General features: G+C 68.3%; 15 protein-coding genes. 5 read left to right on the forward strand and 10 right to left on the reverse strand.

What is annotated here, in order from left to right; translation table 11 throughout:
* The first annotated feature begins 70 nt into the window (after nt 1-70).
* The 4 genes from AC06E9_RS14365 to sppA all read left to right on the forward strand — a co-directional run bounded on the left by AC06E9_RS14365 (nt 71) and on the right by sppA (nt 5098).
* Nucleotides 71-1075 carry a hypothetical protein gene (locus tag AC06E9_RS14365; protein ID WP_461769564.1) on the forward strand — a complete coding sequence of 335 codons (1005 nt, stop codon included), beginning with the start codon at nt 71-73 and terminating at the stop codon, nt 1073-1075.
* Entirely contained in the window at nt 1068-1631 is a 564-nt protein-coding gene (locus AC06E9_RS14370; protein ID WP_152151018.1) for a DUF3106 domain-containing protein, read from the forward strand. The genes AC06E9_RS14365 and AC06E9_RS14370 overlap by 8 nt, the downstream gene beginning before the upstream one ends.
* A gap of 119 nt (nt 1632-1750) precedes the next feature.
* A complete protein-coding gene (locus AC06E9_RS14375) occupies nt 1751-3115 on the forward strand; it encodes an MATE family efflux transporter (protein ID WP_121040298.1) in 1365 nt (454 codons plus the stop codon).
* Between the two features lie 75 nt (nt 3116-3190).
* Nucleotides 3191-5098 (forward strand): signal peptide peptidase SppA, encoded by a 1908-nt coding sequence (gene sppA / locus AC06E9_RS14380; RefSeq protein ID WP_282257370.1) that lies wholly within the window; start codon nt 3191-3193, stop codon nt 5096-5098.
* Nucleotides 5099-5171: 73 nt separating this feature from the next.
* On the opposite strand, the gene AC06E9_RS14385 is transcribed toward sppA, so the two are convergent.
* Entirely contained in the window at nt 5172-5408 is a 237-nt protein-coding gene (locus AC06E9_RS14385) for a hypothetical protein (RefSeq protein WP_282257368.1), read from the reverse strand.
* A gap of 154 nt (nt 5409-5562) precedes the next feature.
* On the opposite strand from AC06E9_RS14385, the gene AC06E9_RS14390 reads away from it, so the two are divergent.
* A complete protein-coding gene (locus tag AC06E9_RS14390; protein ID WP_152151022.1) occupies nt 5563-6339 on the forward strand; it encodes an SDR family oxidoreductase in 777 nt (258 codons plus the stop codon).
* 91 nt (nt 6340-6430) lie between these two features.
* Here the strand turns inward: AC06E9_RS14390 and AC06E9_RS14395 are convergent, their stop codons facing one another.
* The 9 genes from AC06E9_RS14395 to AC06E9_RS14435 form a co-directional block, all read right to left on the reverse strand.
* On the reverse strand, nt 6431-7081 hold the full coding sequence (locus AC06E9_RS14395; RefSeq protein WP_152151024.1) for a DUF4124 domain-containing protein: 651 nt from the start codon (nt 7079-7081) through the stop codon (nt 6431-6433).
* Nucleotides 7078-7875, reverse strand: a complete 798-nt coding sequence (locus AC06E9_RS14400) for a DUF4124 domain-containing protein (protein WP_428999453.1) — start codon at nt 7873-7875, stop codon at nt 7078-7080. The genes AC06E9_RS14395 and AC06E9_RS14400 overlap by 4 nt, the downstream gene beginning before the upstream one ends.
* Before the next feature lie 49 nt (nt 7876-7924).
* A complete protein-coding gene (tsaC, locus tag AC06E9_RS14405; protein ID WP_478056274.1) occupies nt 7925-8485 on the reverse strand; it encodes an L-threonylcarbamoyladenylate synthase type 1 TsaC in 561 nt (186 codons plus the stop codon).
* 64 nt (nt 8486-8549) lie between these two features.
* Nucleotides 8550-11057, reverse strand: coding sequence for a DNA topoisomerase I (locus AC06E9_RS14410; RefSeq protein ID WP_478056275.1), 2508 nt, complete (start codon nt 11055-11057; stop codon nt 8550-8552).
* A 194-nt stretch (nt 11058-11251) separates the two neighbouring features.
* Nucleotides 11252-12160, reverse strand: a complete 909-nt coding sequence (locus AC06E9_RS14415) for an RDD family protein (RefSeq protein WP_282257357.1) — start codon at nt 12158-12160, stop codon at nt 11252-11254.
* 45 nt (nt 12161-12205) lie between these two features.
* Nucleotides 12206-12943, reverse strand: a complete 738-nt coding sequence (locus tag AC06E9_RS14420) for a pilin (RefSeq protein ID WP_478056276.1) — start codon at nt 12941-12943, stop codon at nt 12206-12208.
* A 38-nt stretch (nt 12944-12981) separates the two neighbouring features.
* Nucleotides 12982-13455, reverse strand: coding sequence for a DUF494 family protein (locus AC06E9_RS14425; RefSeq protein ID WP_088433666.1), 474 nt, complete (start codon nt 13453-13455; stop codon nt 12982-12984).
* A 42-nt stretch (nt 13456-13497) separates the two neighbouring features.
* Nucleotides 13498-14637 (reverse strand): DNA-processing protein DprA, encoded by a 1140-nt coding sequence (dprA, locus tag AC06E9_RS14430; protein ID WP_282257351.1) that lies wholly within the window; start codon nt 14635-14637, stop codon nt 13498-13500.
* A 74-nt stretch (nt 14638-14711) separates the two neighbouring features.
* Nucleotides 14712-15842, reverse strand: a complete 1131-nt coding sequence (locus tag AC06E9_RS14435) for a LysM peptidoglycan-binding domain-containing protein (RefSeq protein WP_121040276.1) — start codon at nt 15840-15842, stop codon at nt 14712-14714.
* Nucleotides 15843-15852: the final 10 nt, after the last annotated feature.

Raw genomic sequence — 15852 nt, forward strand, 5'->3', positions numbered from 1 at the left:
AGGAAATGAACATCCGCGCGCCGCTGGAGTGACGCAATCGCTATCATTTCCACACAATGATGGAGTTGCTATGACGGCTGCGCCCGCCCCCGTTTCTTCTACCGCAGCCGGCGCGCTGTCGGCGTTTCTTCGTGGCGTTGAACGCCGCGCCCTGGTCGTGGCCGAGCTGCAGTGCGGTGATCCAACCGTCGCCGAACAGGCGCTGGTCGCCGTCATGCGTGCCTTCGCCGGAATCGCCAGCGATCTGCCCATGGCCCAGTGGCCGGAGCGGTTCTGGTCGCTGCTGGTCCACCGCGCGCCGTTGCGCGAGCCGGCCGCAGGCCGTTGGCCTGCCCCGTTGGAGCACCTGGCCGGGCTGACCCCGCCGGCGCGGCTGGCGTTTGTGCTGCGGATCGGTGGCGGGCTGGATGAAGCCGCGGCCGCGCAGATCCTGGATCTGCCCATGGCCGACTACCAGCACGCACTGGCCGATGCCTGCCCGCGCGATGCCCATGGCAACCCCGATGCCGCAGGCTGGCGCGCGCTGGCCGAGCAGGTGCAGCTGCGTATCCGCGATCTGCCCGCCAACCGGCTGCAGCGCCTGCAGCAACCGGTGGCCGCCCCGGCCAGCCAGCAACCCGATGCCGCCTCCTGGCGTACCCCGGTCAAATCCGATGCCCCCGCCCAGCGCCGTCCCGTCAAGCGCCAGCGCGGCCGTCGTTTCCCGTGGAAGGGCGTGCTGATCGTGGCCGTCACTGCCGGCGTGCTGCTCGGCGGCGCGGCGTGGTGGAAACATGCCCGTCAGGGTGGCGAGCCCCTGGCCGATACCCCCGAAGGTGCCGTCGCCGATGCCGGCCCTGTCAAGGTCGAAGCGTTGCCGGCGGCTGACCTGCCGACCGTGGCGCCGACCGCCTCGCCCTACGCGGCCACGGACGCGGCGATGCTGGCCGATCCGGATCTGCCGACCGCCCGCGATGCCGATCTGTACGCCTGGTTTGCTGCTGGCGGTCCGGTACCGGTGGACGAATCGCAGGCCCAGCCGAGCCGCCCCGAACCCGCTACCGCCGGCCTGGAGACGGCTGCCGCCGATGAGTAAGCCTGCCTTCCTGCTGATCGCCCTCGGGCTCTCCAGTGCGGCCAACGCCGCCCCCAACCGGGTGGAGGTGCCGCTGGCGGTGCCGGCCCCGCCCAGCGCCACGGCGCCGGCGATCCCGACCACCCCCGCAGCGCTGGATCCGGCCCAGCTGCGCGCGCTACGCAGCCGCTACGCGGCCTGGCAGGCCATGAGCGAAAGCGAGCGTGCCCGTGTCCGTGCCGCGGCGGCGCGCGTGGCGGCGCTGCCGCCGGCGCAGCAGCAGGCGCTTCGCCAGCGCTTCGCCGAACAGGACCAGCGCTTCCGCGACGGCTGGCTGCTTGGCCCGCAGCTCGGCCACGAGTTCACCAAGCTGCAGGGCCTGTTCGGCTATCTGCCCGCCGAACAGCGCCCGACCGCGCTGGCGGTGCTGCGCCAGCTCACGCCCTCCCAGCTCACCCAGCTGACCCTGGTTGCCCAGCGCACCCCACCGCAGGACCGCGACCGCGTGCGCGCCGAATTCCTGGGCGTGGCGCCGGCCGCACGGGACAGCTGGCTGCGCGAGAACGTGGGCCACTGACGGCTTCCGCCCGTTTACCTGAAAGCGCGGCTTTTCCCCGGCCGCGCGCGTAAGATGGCGGGCCGCAACCCGGTGCCTGTGCCCTCCGCGCGCGACCGTAGTTGACGTCTGTGACTCCCATGTCTACCGCTTCCTCCACGCCGCGCCTCTCCCGGGAAGTGCGCGCCACCGGTCTGCTCGCGCTGCCGTTGGTTCTGGGCCATGTCTCCACCGGCCTGATCTCCTTCGTCGACAACGTGATTGCCGGTCACCACGGTACCGACACCCTGGCGGCCGTCACCATCGGCACGGCACTGCTGTGGCTGCCGATGCTGATCCCGATCGGCACCCTGATCTCGCTGACCGCCTCGGTTTCGCAGCTGCACGGCGCTGGCCGCGAGCGCGAGATCGGTCCGCTGTTCCGCCAAGCGCTGTGGCTGGCGCTGGGGCTGGGGCTGATCATGTTCACCTTCCTCACGGTGGTGCCGCCGCTGCTGCCGGCGTTCGGCATCGCGCCGGATATCGTGCCCGGCGCGACTGCGTTCCTGCATGCGGTGCGCTGGGGTGGCCCGGCACTGACCCTGTACTTCTGCATGCGCTACCTCAGCGAGGGGATGCACTGGACGCTGCCGACCATGCTGCTCGGCTTTGGCGGCCTGCTGGTGCTGGCGCCGCTGGGCTACGTGCTCTGCTACGGCAAGCTCGGCTTCCCCGAGCTGGGCGCCGAAGGCCTGGGCATGGCCTCGGCGATCATGATGTGGCTGCAGGCGCTGTGCTTTGCCGGTTACCTGTGGAAGACCAAGCGCTTCGCCCACCTGCAGTTGTTCTCGCACTTCGAAGCGCCGCGCTGGAGCGCGATCTGGGAGCTGCTGCGGACCGGCCTGCCGATCGGCATCACCGTGCTGATGGAAGGCGGCTTGTTCATCGTTACCGCGCTGCTGATCGGCCGCCTCGGCGCCACCGAAGCGGCCTCGCACCAGATCGCGATCAATGTGGCCCAGCTGTGCTTCATGATCCCGATGGGCGTGGCCGAAGCCACCACGGTGCGGGTCGGCCATGCGGTCGGCAGCGGCAACGGGCTGGGTGTGCGCCGCGCGGCGATCGCCGGGCTGCTGATCATCCTGGGCACACAGACGCTGTCGGCGCTGGTGCTGCTGCTTGGCCATGACGCCATCGTCGGGGTCTACACGAACGATCTGGGCGTGGCTGCACTGGCCTCGACCCTGCTGCTGTATGCGGCCGCGTTCCAGTTCCCGGATGGCATCCAGGTGCTTTCGGCCGGCGCGTTGCGCGGCCTGAAGGACACCCGCGTGCCGATGTTCATCGCCATGTTCTCGTACTGGGGCCTGGGCATGCCGCTCGGCGCCGGGCTGGGACTGGGGTTGGGCATGGGCCCGCAGGGCATGTGGCTGGGCCTGATCCTGGGTCTGACCGCCGCCGCGATCCTCATGGCCTGGCGCCTGCGTGTGAGCAGCGCCCGCGCCGGCCTCCCATCGACACCCTGACTTGTGTCCGATGCCGGCGCGCCCGGCAACGGCTATTCTGGCACCACGGCAAGAAGCCACTCTGGAGTTACCCCCATGAACCAACCCGCGCGTCGCAATCCCGTCGCCAGCTTCTTCATCGGGCTGTGGGATGTGATGAACTTTACCCGCCGGCTCATCCTCAACCTGGTGTTCTTCGGCCTGCTGTTCCTGATCCTGATCCTGTTCATCGTCGCGATGGGCAAGAGCGCGACCTCGAAGGCGTCGCTGCAGGACCGCACCACCCTGGTCATCGCACCGGAAGGTCGGCTGGTCGAGCAGTTCAGCGCTGATCCGGTCAGCCGCGCGCTGGGCAAGGCCGTCGGTGACAAGGGCGCCGAAGAAATCCAGCTGCGTGATCTGATCCGCGCGCTGGAGGCGGCCAAGACCGACAAGAAGATCGAGCGTGTGGTGCTGGAGCTGGACAAGCTGCAGCCGAGCGGCTTCGCCTCGATGCGCGAAGTGACTGTCGCGCTGCAGGAACTGCGCGCTGCCGGCAAGCAGGTCGTGGCCTTCAGCGAGAACATGAGCCAGTCGCAATACCTGCTCGCTTCGCAGGCCAACGAGGTCTATCTCGACCCGATGGGCGGCGTGGTGCTCGAGGGCCTGGGCCGCTATCGCCAGTACTTCCGCACCGGCCTGCAGGACAAGCTGGGCGTGGACGTGCACCTGTTCAAGGTGGGTGAGTACAAGTCGGCCGCCGAGCCGTATGTGCTCGATGCCGCTTCGCCGCAGGCCAAGGAGGCCGATCTGTTCTGGATGAACGATGTGTGGCAGCGCTACCTGGCCGATATCGCCAAGGCGCGCAAGCTCGACCCGGCACAGCTGGCCGCCGGCATCGACACCATGCCCGAAGGCATCGCCGCCGCCGGTGGCGACCTGGCCAAGTTCGCCCTGCAGCAGAAGCTGGTGGACGGCCTGAAGACGCGCGAGGAAGTGGACACCCTGCTGACCGAGCGCGGCATCGCCGACGACGACGCTGACGGTGGCTACCGCAACGTCAATCTGGATGCCTACCTGAGCGTGCTCGATGGCCGCCGTTCGCCGGTGGATTCGCGTCCGCAGGTGGCGGTGATCGTGGCATCCGGTGAAATCTCCGGTGGCGATCTGCCGGCCGGCCGCATCGGTGGCGAGTCGACCTCGGCCCTGCTGCGCGAAGCGCGCGACGACAAGGACGTGAAGGCCGTGGTGCTGCGCGTGAGCTCGCCGGGCGGTGAAGTGTTCGCCTCCGAGCAGATCCGCCGTGAAGTGGTCGCGCTGAAGGAAGCCGGCAAGCCGGTGGTGGTCTCGATGGGCGATCTGGCCGCCTCGGGCGGTTACTGGATCAGCATGAATGCTGATCGCATCTATGCTGACCCCTCCACGATCACCGGTTCGATCGGCATCTTCGGGATGATCCCGAACGTGGCCCGCTCGCTGGACAAGATCGGCGTGCATACCGATGGCGTGGGCACCACCCGCTTCGCCGGTGCGTTCGACATCACCCGCCCGATGGACCCGGCCGTGGGCCAGGTCATCCAGTCGGTGATCAACAAGGGCTACGCCGATTTCACCGGCAAGGTCGCCGCCGCGCGCAACAAGCCGGTGGAAGCGGTCGATGAAGTCGCCCGCGGCCGGGTGTGGAGCGGTGCGCAGGCCAAGGAACGTGGGCTGGTCGATGACTTCGGTGGCCTGAAGGCTGCGGTGGCTGACGCCGCCAGCCGCGCCAAGCTTGGTGAGGCCGGCAAGTTCCGCGTGCGTTACATCGAGAAGGCGGCCACGCCGTTCGCGCAGTTCCTCAGCGGCTTCGCCGGCAGCCATGCCGGTGCCTGGATGCTGGGCGAATCGGGCATGGCCCGTCTGATGCTGGCCCGTTCGATGCCGGAGCTGGACACCCAGCTGCGCTTCGTCGAAGACGCCGCACGCGACCCGCGCAACAACGCCGCGCCGGTCAAGACGCTGGTGTACTGCTTCTGCGGCCTGTAAGCGGCTTCAGCGGTACTGTGTGACACCCGAACGCCCGGCCTGTGCCGGGCGTTCTGCCATCCGGCCGATGGGGTCAGGGGCTGGGCGGTGGCGTGTCACCGCTGGCGCGGTCGGCTTCGGCGGCGCGGGCATCGGCGGACTGCTGCAGGGTATCGCTGACCGCCTTGGCGCGGTCGATCGGTGTCTGGATCGCATCGCGCAGTTCAGTGGCCTGCGGTTCCGGTGGTGTGTCCGGTGCCGGGGGCACTGGCCGGTTGCAGGCGCTCAGCGCGATCATCGCGAGCAGCGGCAGGGCAGTACGGATCGTCATGGCAACCTCCCTCGGTGAGCCGGTAGCGGAACATCAGTGTCCCACCGCCCCGCGCATCGCGCGTGATGGCGTCCGGTAGGCCGGCCGTCACGCGTTATCCTATCCGCGCCGCACCGTGGGTGCTGCATCCCATGGATCCCCGCAGGAGACGCACGTGAGCGCGCAACGTTGGCGACTGGATGGACAGACCGCATTGATCACCGGTGCGAGCGCCGGCATCGGCTTGGCGATCGCGCGCGAACTGCTGGGCTTCGGTGCGGACCTGTTGATCGTCGGCCGTGATGCCGATGCGCTGGAGATGGCGCGCGATGAACTGGCCGATGCCTTCCCGGATCGTGAGATCCATGGCCTGGCGGCCGACGTCGCCGATGACGAGGACCGCCGCGAAATCCTGGACTGGGTGGAAGACCACAGCGATGGGCTGCACATCCTGGTCAACAACGCCGGCGGCAACATCAGCAAGCCGGCCACCGAATACACCGAAGACGAGTGGCGCGGGATCTTCGAGACCAACCTGTTCTCGGCGTTCGAGCTGTCGCGCTACGCGCACCCGCTGCTGGCGCGGCATGCGGCCTCTGCGATCGTCAACGTCGGCAGCGTGTCCGGCCTGACCCACGTGCGCAGCGGCGCGGTATACGGCATGACCAAGGCCGCGATGCACCAGATGACCCGCAACCTGGCGGTGGAGTGGGCCGAGGACGGCATCCGCGTCAACGCCGTGGCGCCGTGGTACATCCGCACCCGGCGCACCTCCGGGCCGTTGTCCGATCCGGATTACTACGAACAGGTGATCGACCGCACGCCGATGCGCCGCATCGGCGAGCCGGAAGAAGTCGCTGCCGCCGTGGGCTTCCTGTGTCTGCCGGCCTCCAGCTATGTCACCGGCGAGTGCATCGCGGTGGACGGTGGGTTCCTGCGCTACGGGTTCTGAGCTGGCCAGCGGCCGGCACGACCGATCAGGGCACGCGGCACACGCGGTAATGGCGCTCGGTAACTGCAGTCGCGGTCAGGGGAAGACCGGGTCACGGCACCGGGCAGTCGCTGTCGGCCAACACCGCTTCCAAGCGCGCGCGCTCGGCGGTCGCCGCAGCCTGGTTCTCCGGCGCAGCGAAGCGCTCACGGCCGCGCGCATCGCGCAAGCGCTGCTGCCAACTGCTGCAGCGCTGTGCCTCCGCTACCGGCTCGCAGGCATCGCGCACCACTTCGCAGCTGGCCGCGTTGCTCGGCGCATGGCTGCCCCCCAGGCCGGTAAGGGCCAGCGATTCGCAGCGTGACGGGGCCGGCTCGCGCTCATGCAGGTAGCGACCGCCATCGGCAGAAACGCACTGGTAGATCTCCGGCAGCGGCGGTTTGGGTGGGCTGGCGTCGTCGGGCTCCTGCGCCGGGGCCGCCGGGCGCAGCGCTGCGCTGTCGAGCAGGCCGCTGTCTTCGTCGCCGTCCTGCGGCAGCGGTGGCATGCGGTAGTCAGGGGCGGGCGCAGCCGGCGCATTCTCCACGGCTGCCGGGGCACGCACCGGCGCGCTGATCCGCTGGATGCGCTGCTCGCTGCCAGCGGGACAGGCCACGCTCTGGATGGTCAGGCTGCCGCCGGCATCGGTGCAGCGGAAGAACACCGCTTCGTCCGCCGCAGCGGGCAGGGTCACAAGCAACAGGAGCAGCAGGAACCGTTTCATGCCCCGCCGCAGTCCTGGTCCAGGCGCGCGTCGATCCCGCGCTGCTCGCGGGTCAGCGCATCGCGCTCGCCCTGCAGCGCACTGTTGTAGCGGCGGATCAGGTCCCAGCGCCGGTCTTTCAGCCGCGAGCAGACTTCCTGCGCGGGCAGCGCATGGCATTCATCGCGCACCAGCACGTTGCCGGCCGGCACCACCACGCTGTTGCCCAGCCCGGGGTGCGGATACTCACCGCCCTGCCAGTGCGAGCTGCCGCCGCCGATGCTGATGCTGCCGCCCACCCGCGCGCCGCTGCCGGTCACCGAGACCGCACCGCCACGGCTGCTCACCGAACCGCTGCCCATCGGTGCGATCGGTGGCAGCGGGCGCGAGGGGGGATAGCCACCCGACGGCGGCCTCGGGCCGGGTGGATACGGCAGATAGGCCTCGGTCCAGATCGGCACCCAGCGTGGATTGCCTTCGTTGCTGTCGCTGACGTAGGTATCGCCGTCGCTGGTCGTGCACTCGTACATCGGCTGCGGCGGCTGCACGTGCACGTAGCGCACTTCGCGCTCGGGTGCGCGCGGGGCAGGCATCGGCTCGGGCGCGCGGTCGCTGCGCACGACCTGCGGGGCCGGGTCGCGCGGGCGCTGCAGGTCGCGGATTTCCTGCCGGCCCTGGCGGCATGGCGCGTCCTGCAGCGACACGGCGCCGTTGCTGCCCACGCAGCGGTAGACGCGCACGTTGTCGCTCTGCGCGGCGGCGGGCACGGCAGGGCTCAGCAACGTGAGCAGGGACAACCACAGAGCAGGGCGCAGGGTCATGCGGCCAGTGTGCGGGTTTGCCCGCCTGCGCGCAAAAGGCGGCTCAGCTGCGCAATACCTGGCCGCTGAGCGCATCGCGGATCGGCGTGGGCTGTGCCAGGCCACCGGTCTGGCCATCGATCAGGCCATCGAGCAACGCCAGCAGGCGCGGGTCCAGGTCGGCGCGTGTGCGTGCCGGTGGCTCGCCGGCGAGGTTGGCACTGGTGGAGACCAGCGGGCCGCCCCAGGCGCGGCACAGCGCGGCGACCAGGGGGTGGGCACTGATGCGCACCGCGATGCCGCTGTGTTCGCCGGTGATCCAGCGCGGCGCACGTTCGCCGGCGGGCAGGATCCAGGTGTTGGCACCGGGCCAGCTGGCCAGGACCGCGCCTTGGCGATCCAGCGGCAGGGCATCCATCCGCACCCAGCCCTCCAGCTGGGCCGGATCGGCGGCGACCAGGATCATGCCCTTCTCAACCGGGCGCTGCTTGAGCTGCAGCAGCTTCATCACCGCGGCCTCGTGCGCGGGGTCGCAGCCCAACCCCCAGACCGCTTCGGTGGGATAGGCGATCACCCCGCCGGCGCGCAGCGCAGGCAGGGCAGTGTCCACAGTGAGTTCGTTCATGACAGGCGACCCGGGTGCATGGCCCGCATTATCCTCCCGCCGTGGCGGGAGGGGTCAACCAGGCTCAGCTGGCAGCGACCTTCTTGACGGCCTTCTTCACGGCTTTCTTGGCCACCTTCTTGGTGGCCTTCTTCGCCGTTGATTTCTTGGCGACCTTCTTCACCGCCGCCTTCTTGGTGGCGGTCTTCTTGGTCGCTTCACCGGCAGCGGCTTTCTTGGCCGGTGCCTTCTTGGCCACGACCTTCTTGGCGGCCTTCTTGCCGAAGCCCTTGCGCACCGGCTTGCCGGTTTCTTCCATCAGCGTCTGGACTTCGGCCAGGGTCAACGAGGCGGGCTCGCGATCCTTCGGGATCTTGCCGTTCATCTTGCCGTCGCTGATGTACGGGCCGAAGCGACCGTTCAGCACCTGGATCTCGCTGCCCTCGAATTCCTTGATGATCCGGTTGCGCGCGATCTCTTCCTTCTCTTCGATCAGGAACACGGCGCGGGCCAGGTCGATGGTGTACGGGTCGTCTTCCTTCTTCAGCGAGGCATAGGTGCTGCCACGCTTGGCGAACGGACCGAAGCGACCGATGCCCACGCTGACGTCCTCCTCCTTGTCCTGGCCGAGCGCACGCGGCATCAGGAACAGCTCCAGCGCGTCTTCCAGGGAGATGGTGTGCATCGACTGGCCGGGGCGCAGCGAGGCGAACTTGGGCTTGTCCTCGGCGTCTTCGGCGGTGCTGCCGATCGCCGCGTAGGGCCCGAAGCGCCCCAGGCGCACGCTGACCGGCTTGCCGGTCTTGGGGTCGGTGCCGAGTTCGCGCGCGCCACTGGCTTCGGCGCGGTCGACCGATTCGTTCTTTTCGCCGACCAGCTTGTGGAACGGTTCCCAGAACCGCGCCATCAGCGGGATCCAGTCTTCCTCACCCCGCGACACCGCATCGAGCTCGTCTTCGAGCTTGGCGGTGAAGTCGTAATCCACGTACTGGGTGAAGTGGCTGGACAGGAACTTGGACACCGCACGGCCGACATCGGACGGGCGGAAGCTGCGGCCTTCCATCTCCACGTACTTGCGGAACAGCAGGGTCTGGATGATCGAGGCATAGGTCGAGGGGCGGCCGATGCCGTACTCCTCGAGCGCCTTGACCAGCGCCGCTTCGGTGAAGCGCGGCGGCGGCTGGGTGAAGTGCTGTTCGGCCAGGATGCGCTCGAGCGGCACGCGCTCGCCGGGCTTCATCGCCGGCAGCTTGCGGCCTTCATCGTCGTCGTCAGCACTCTTGTTGTCCTTGCCTTCCTCGTACACGGCCAGGAAGCCGGGCACGACCACGGTGGTGCCGCTGGCGCGGAACACATGCTCGCTGCCGGCCGACAGGTCCACGCTGACGGTGTTGAGCGTGGCCGGGATCATCTGGCAGGCGACGGCGCGCTTCCAGATCAGCTCGTACAGCTTGCGCTCGTCATCGGTGAGGAAGCGCGCCACCTGGGCAGGCGTGCGCAGCGCCGAGGTCGGGCGCACGGCTTCGTGCGCTTCCTGGGCGTTCTTGGATTTGGTCTGGTAGGTGTTCGGCTGGTCCGGCAGCGAGCCAATGCCGTAATCGCGCGCGATCACGTCGCGGATCTCGGCCAGCGCGTCCTGCGAGAGGTTCACCGAGTCGGTACGCATGTACGAGATCAGGCCGACGGTGCCTTCCTCCTCACCGATCGCCATGCCTTCATACAGCTTCTGCGCGACCTGCATGGTCTTGCGCGTGGTGAAACCGAGCTTGCGCGAGGCTTCCTGCTGCAGCGTGGAGGTGGTGAACGGCGGCGCCGGGCGGCGCTTGCGCTCCTTGCTGACCACGTCGGTGACGTGCAGGGCGCCCTGGGCGGCCTGCTGGATGCGCATGCGCGCGGCCTCGGCAGTATCGCCGTCGGTCACGGTGAACTGTTCGAACTTCTGCCCGTCCAGCTTGATCAGGCGCGCATTGAAGTGCTGCGAGGGATGCGCGCACAGCGCATCGATGCTCCAGTACTCGCGGGCGATGAAGGCTTCGATCTCTTCTTCGCGTTCGACGATCATGCGCAGCGCCGGGCTCTGCACGCGGCCGGCGGACAGGCCGCGCTGGACCTTGCGCCACAGCACCGGGGACAGGTTGAAACCGACCAGGTAATCCAGCGCACGGCGTGCCTGCTGCGCATCGACCAGATCGGCAGCGATCTCACGCGGGTGGCCCATCGCTTCCTTGATGGCGCGCGGAGTGATCTCGGTGAAGACCACGCGCTGCATGGGTTTGTCCTTGACCAGCCCACGTTCCTTCAGGATCTCGGCGATGTGCCAGCTGATCGCTTCCCCCTCGCGATCCGGATCGGTCGCCAGGAAGATGTCGTCGGCGCCCTTGGCGGCCTTGACGATGGCATCGACGTGCTTTTCGTTCTTCTCGATGAGGTCGTAACGCATCGCGAAGTTGTTGTCGGGATCAACCGCGCCTTCCTTGGGCACCAGGTCACGCACATGCCCATACGAGGCCAGGACAGTGAAGTCCTTGCCGAGGTATTTGTTGATCGTCTTGGCCTTGGCGGGCGATTCGACGATGAGCAGGTGCTTGGGCATGGCGTCAGGATTCTATGGGCAGGGCCCCGGGGAGGGCCGCTAGGGTGGAGCAAATGGCCGCATTAGTGAAGCGGCGCGGGCGATATACATAAACCGAACGCCCGGGGGTGGGCCGGGCGTTCAGCTTTCTGCCTATTAGTGGAATCACGCCGGGGCCGCTTGTGTCAAGCGGCCCGGTGTGAGGATTGCTCAGATCAGGACATCGAGGCGATCACGCCGATCATCGCGATCATCACGCCGAACAGGGCCACCACGGCCAGTGCGGCGATCACCAGGATCACGATGGTGACCGTGCCCAGGCCGCGCTGCTGCAGTTCGGGGTGCTCGGTGAAGGCCCACTTGTCCACCACCAGGGTGTCGCACATCATGTCGTGCAATGCCTGCTTGCGCTCGGTGAAGGCGGCCATGATGAAGCCGATCATCAGGATCAGGCTGCTGACGATGGTCGCCAGGTAGCGGCAGAAGGCGCGCAGGAAGCTGATCCGCTCGCCATTGCCGCGCACGACCTTGATCCCGACGGCCATCTTGCCCAGCGTGGCGCCACCGCGCGAGGCGTGGAAGCCGGCGTAGTAGCCGATGCTGATCACCATGCTGAGCAGCATCACCACCAGCGTCAGCGCGACCTGCACGCCTTCGTTGCCCGCGCTGGCGCCCATCACGTTGATGATCATGCTCAGCGGCAGGGTGACCACGGTGAGCAGGATGTAATCGATGAAGTAGGCGGCGTAGCGCTTCCAGAAACCGGCATAGACCACGTCCTGGCCATGGACCACGGCCGTGTTGGCGTAGCCGGTGGCCGCGGCGGGCGCGGTGTACGGCGAGTAGGTGCCGCCACCGGTGCCCGGCAGTGGCGCGGTGCCATTGTCGATGGCGGTGTAATCCCCGCGCAGGTCGATGCCGCTGCCGAGGTTGCTGGCGGCCGCGGCGAGATTCTGCAGCTGCAGCTCATCGACGGCCTCGGACAGTGGCGCCCACTGCGCGAACCCTTCGCGCCACACCAGCGTGGCCAGGGTGATGTCACCGCGCTGGAAGCGCTGGCGCATCTCCTCTGCGCTCAGCGGCCCCTGACGTTCCTGGCCATCGGCGAAATACCACTCAGTCATTGCTTCAATCCCCTGTTGGATGCATCCATGGACATGTGTCCGTTATCAGCCGCGGCATTCCAGCGGCAGGTAGGTATCGTCGGGCTCACCGCTGCATTCCCAATGCTCGGCGCCGTTGTAGTCCAGCCACAACAGCTTGCCGTCCAGCGAGGCATTGCCGGGCACGGTGAGCTCGGCTTCCACGCCGCAGTGGCCATTGTTGAAGCGGCCGATCCGCACGGCGTTGATCGCGCCGTCGGCATAGGCTTCGGCCGGCTGGAAGCCCTCATCATCGTTGACCGGGCAGCGGCCATGCTCACTGTGGAACCCGGCCACCGCGAGCTTGACGGGGGCCAGCGTCACCAGCGCTTCGCTGGTTTTGGCCCGCGCAACGTATTCCCGATAGGCGGGCAGCGCGATCGCGGCGAGTACCGCACCGACGATCAGCACCAGCACCACGATCACGGCCGCAACGATGCCCACGATCGCGCACCCGCTCAATCCCTTGCGGGGTGGGGCGACGACGGCGGGGTTGGCGGGGGATACGGGAACGGCCGTCGCGGCGGGCAGCGCCGGTGGCACGGCAGGGCCGGGTACCGGCTCTGCCATCACCTCGGCGGCGGGGGCGATGTCCAGGCCGATCTCGGCCGCCACGGTTTCCAGCGGCTGCCACTGGGCCATGCCGTCGCGCCAGACCAGCGTATCCAGTCCGATGCGGCTGGAATGGTAGAGCGCGATCAGCTCGTCAGCAGGCAGCGGACCGCGCTGCTGACTGTTTCCTTCTGCAAAGAACCACTGGTCCACCGGCCCACTCCTGAATGCGCAAGGCGCTCAGTGTAAGGTCAGTGAAGCGGTTCCGGCTCGTCCACGAACATCTGGGTTTCCATCCAGGCGTACGCGGCCTCGGCCCCGGGCTGGTTGAACAGCACCATCAGCACGACCCACTTGAGGTCGTCCAGGTCCAGTTCGTCCTGGTCCAGCGCCATCGCACGGTCGAGCACCAGCTCACGCTGGCTGGCATCGAGGATGCCGTGCTGCTCCAGGAACATCAAAAAGCCACGGCCTTCCACGTCGAGCTTGTCCAGCTCGGGCCCATGGAAAATGCGCACCGGGCCATTGACGCGGCCCAGCACCACGGCCGGGCGCTGCTCGGCGAGCGCGTCCAGCCAGTCGAAGGCTTTGTTGATCTCGGTGGGGCTGAAGCCGGCCTGGATCAGGCCGTTCTGGAGGGAGTCGCGGTCGCGGATGAGGTCCGCGTCTTCGCTGAAATAGTGTTCGAACAGGTACAGCAGGACATCCAGAATGCTCTCTTTCATTGCCCCTCGGCCTGCGTCAACGACGCTGTGGAGGTGAAGAAACTAGGGTTTTCGACAGTAGCGACCATAGGCGGCCATTACCTTTCCATCCAGTTCCATGACCAGCAGCATGGCCGACAGCTGGGCCGCCGTCAATCCGCTGCGCTGGATCAATGAATCCATACCCGTTGGGTCGTGATCCAGGGCTTTCCACAAGCACTGGTAGTCCGGGTCGGTGTAGGAAGGGGCGCGCTCGGGCGCCGGTCGTGCCTGTTCAGTGGGGGCGTCCAAGCGGGTTCGCAAGGCCCCGGCCAGGGTCTGGGCGAGCGTGGCCAACCCGGCGGTCACCTCGGCCGGCGCCTCCACCAGCGCTGCGCCCTGCCGGATCAGCCGATGGCAGCCGCGGGCGCGGGGATTGCGGATCGAGCCGGGCAGGGCGAACACCTCGCGGCCCGCCTCGGCCGCGCAGCGCGCGGTGATCAGGGCGCCGGAGCGCTCGGCGGCCTCGATCACCACGGTGCCCAGGCTGAGCCCGGCGATGATCCGGTTGCGTGCGGGGAAGTGCGCCTGGGTTGCCGGCATGCCCGGGGCGTACTCGCTGACCACCGCGCCGGTGCCGGCAATCCGTTCATGCAGCGCGGCATGCCGGGGCGGATAGGTCTGGTCCAGGCCGGTGGCGACCACGGCCACGGTCATGCCACCGGTGACCTGCAATGCGCCGTCATGGGCGTGGGCATCGACGCCGGCCGCCAGCCCGCTGATGACCGACCAGCCCTCGCCGGCCAGCGCGGTGGCGAAGGCATGCGCATGCTCGCGGCCGCCGGCCGTGGGCGAGCGGCTGCCGACCACCGCCACCGCCGGGTGCCAGAGCCGCGCCGGGTCTCCGTCCACGAACAACGCCACCGGGGGTTCCTCGATCTGGGTGAGCAGTGCCGGATAGTCCGGATCGGTCACGCCGAGCAGGTGATGGTGCTCCTCGGCCAGCCATGCCAGGGCATGTGCCAGGTAGCGTTCGTCCGGCAACGCCAGCCGGGCGCGTTGCGCCTGCGTACAGCCGGCAGCCCGCCAGGCGGTCGGGCCGGCCCGCAGGGCGGCCGCCGCATCGGAAAACTGGCGCAGCAGGCGCAGGCGAGGCGGCAGCGCGCCCCCGGCCAGGACCAGGGTGAGCAGGGCGGTGGATGAGGCAAGGCAGGGAATGGGCATCCCGATACCCTGGCCCGGAAATGACGACGGCGCCCTAGGGCGCCGTCGCATGGCAGGGTAGGACTCCGCCGCGTCTACTGCTTATCGGGATGCAGTGCCGAATAGCCGACCCTGACCGGCTTCACGCCTTCCATCACCAGCGCGTAGCTGACGTTCTCGAACGTGCGGAAGACCATCGCATGGGCGGCGTACTCGTCCGGCAGGGTGACCCGGCCGGCGCCGCTGGTCAGCGAATCGTCCATCCGCGACGAGTTCGGGTAATCCATGCGGTGGGCCACATGGCGGCCCTGGCGCCACAGCGAGAACACCGTGCCGTTGTCGACCCCGTTGGCACTACCGGCGGAGATCGCGATCACATCGCGCGGGCCGCCGGAGGTGAAGGTGTCGGCGATGGCCAGTACGCGCACGTCCAGATCGACGGCCTGCGGCGCGGGCACATGCGGCACGAACTGCAGGTCGTACGGGCGGGCCTCGACCGGAACCAGGCGGTCACCGGCGCGGACTTCACGGCCGTCCACCTGGCCCTGCAGCACCAGCGAGGTCACCTCGACACTGCCGCTCTGCACACGGCTCACCGTACCGACGTTGATCTGGGCCAGTTCGTAGCCCAGCGTCTGGTGCCGCTTGCTCGGCACGATGAACGTCTTCCAGAGGTTGCCGCTGCCGGGCGTGGTATCGCCGCGGGCATCGAGGTCTTCGGTCGGCTTGGGCAGGGCGTACTGCACCGTCGGGCGGACCACCGCGTAGCGCTGGCCGACCTGGGCATTCTCCAGGCCGCGCACATAGGCCGTCTGGCCGGTGGTCGCGCGCAGGCGGTTTTCTTCCAGATTGACCACGTAGGGCAGCGACTTGACCTCGTCCACCACGCTCAGCTGCTTCAGGAAGGGCTCCACCTGCTCCAGCGGGACGCCGTTGATCGGGGCCTCCTGGCGCGGGCCGGGCTGGGCCACGACGCGGTCCAGATAGGCCAGGCTGAGCACGTCACCCGGGTAGATCAGGTGCGGATTCTTGACCTGCGGGTTGGCCTGCCAGATCTCCGGCCACAGCCAGGGCTTCTGCAGGAAACGCGCCGAGATGTCCCACAGCGTGTCCCCTTTGCGCACGACATAGGTATCCGGGTGCCCGCCATTCATTTCCACGGCGGTAGCATAGGTAGCGACGGTCAGCATCGCTACGGCGACGACCGTACGAGTTCGTTCAAACATAGATGTGGTG

The organism is Stenotrophomonas sp. Steno-Z10-BAI (assembly GCF_056393115.1).

Bases quoted from the DNA above. Each gene is read 5' to 3' on its own strand.
- tsaC (WP_478056274.1), bottom strand. From the start codon at position 8,485: ATGAACGAACTCACTGTGGACACTGCCCTGCCTGCGCTGCGCGCCGGC.
- AC06E9_RS14435 (WP_121040276.1), bottom strand. From the start codon at position 15,842: ATGTTTGAACGAACTCGTACGGTCGTCGCCGTAGCGATGCTGACCGTC.
- AC06E9_RS14425 (WP_088433666.1), bottom strand. From the start codon at position 13,455: ATGAAAGAGAGCATTCTGGATGTCCTGCTGTACCTGTTCGAACACTAT.
- AC06E9_RS14415 (WP_282257357.1), bottom strand. From the start codon at position 12,160: ATGACTGAGTGGTATTTCGCCGATGGCCAGGAACGTCAGGGGCCGCTG.
- sppA (WP_282257370.1), top strand. From the start codon at position 3,191: ATGAACCAACCCGCGCGTCGCAATCCCGTCGCCAGCTTCTTCATCGGG.
- AC06E9_RS14385 (WP_282257368.1), bottom strand. From the start codon at position 5,408: ATGACGATCCGTACTGCCCTGCCGCTGCTCGCGATGATCGCGCTGAGC.
- dprA (WP_282257351.1), bottom strand. From the start codon at position 14,637: ATGCCCATTCCCTGCCTTGCCTCATCCACCGCCCTGCTCACCCTGGTC.
- AC06E9_RS14410 (WP_478056275.1), bottom strand. From the start codon at position 11,057: ATGCCCAAGCACCTGCTCATCGTCGAATCGCCCGCCAAGGCCAAGACG.
- AC06E9_RS14395 (WP_152151024.1), bottom strand. From the start codon at position 7,081: ATGAAACGGTTCCTGCTGCTCCTGTTGCTTGTGACCCTGCCCGCTGCG.
- AC06E9_RS14375 (WP_121040298.1), top strand. From the start codon at position 1,751: ATGTCTACCGCTTCCTCCACGCCGCGCCTCTCCCGGGAAGTGCGCGCC.
- AC06E9_RS14370 (WP_152151018.1), top strand. From the start codon at position 1,068: ATGAGTAAGCCTGCCTTCCTGCTGATCGCCCTCGGGCTCTCCAGTGCG.
- AC06E9_RS14365 (WP_461769564.1), top strand. From the start codon at position 71: ATGACGGCTGCGCCCGCCCCCGTTTCTTCTACCGCAGCCGGCGCGCTG.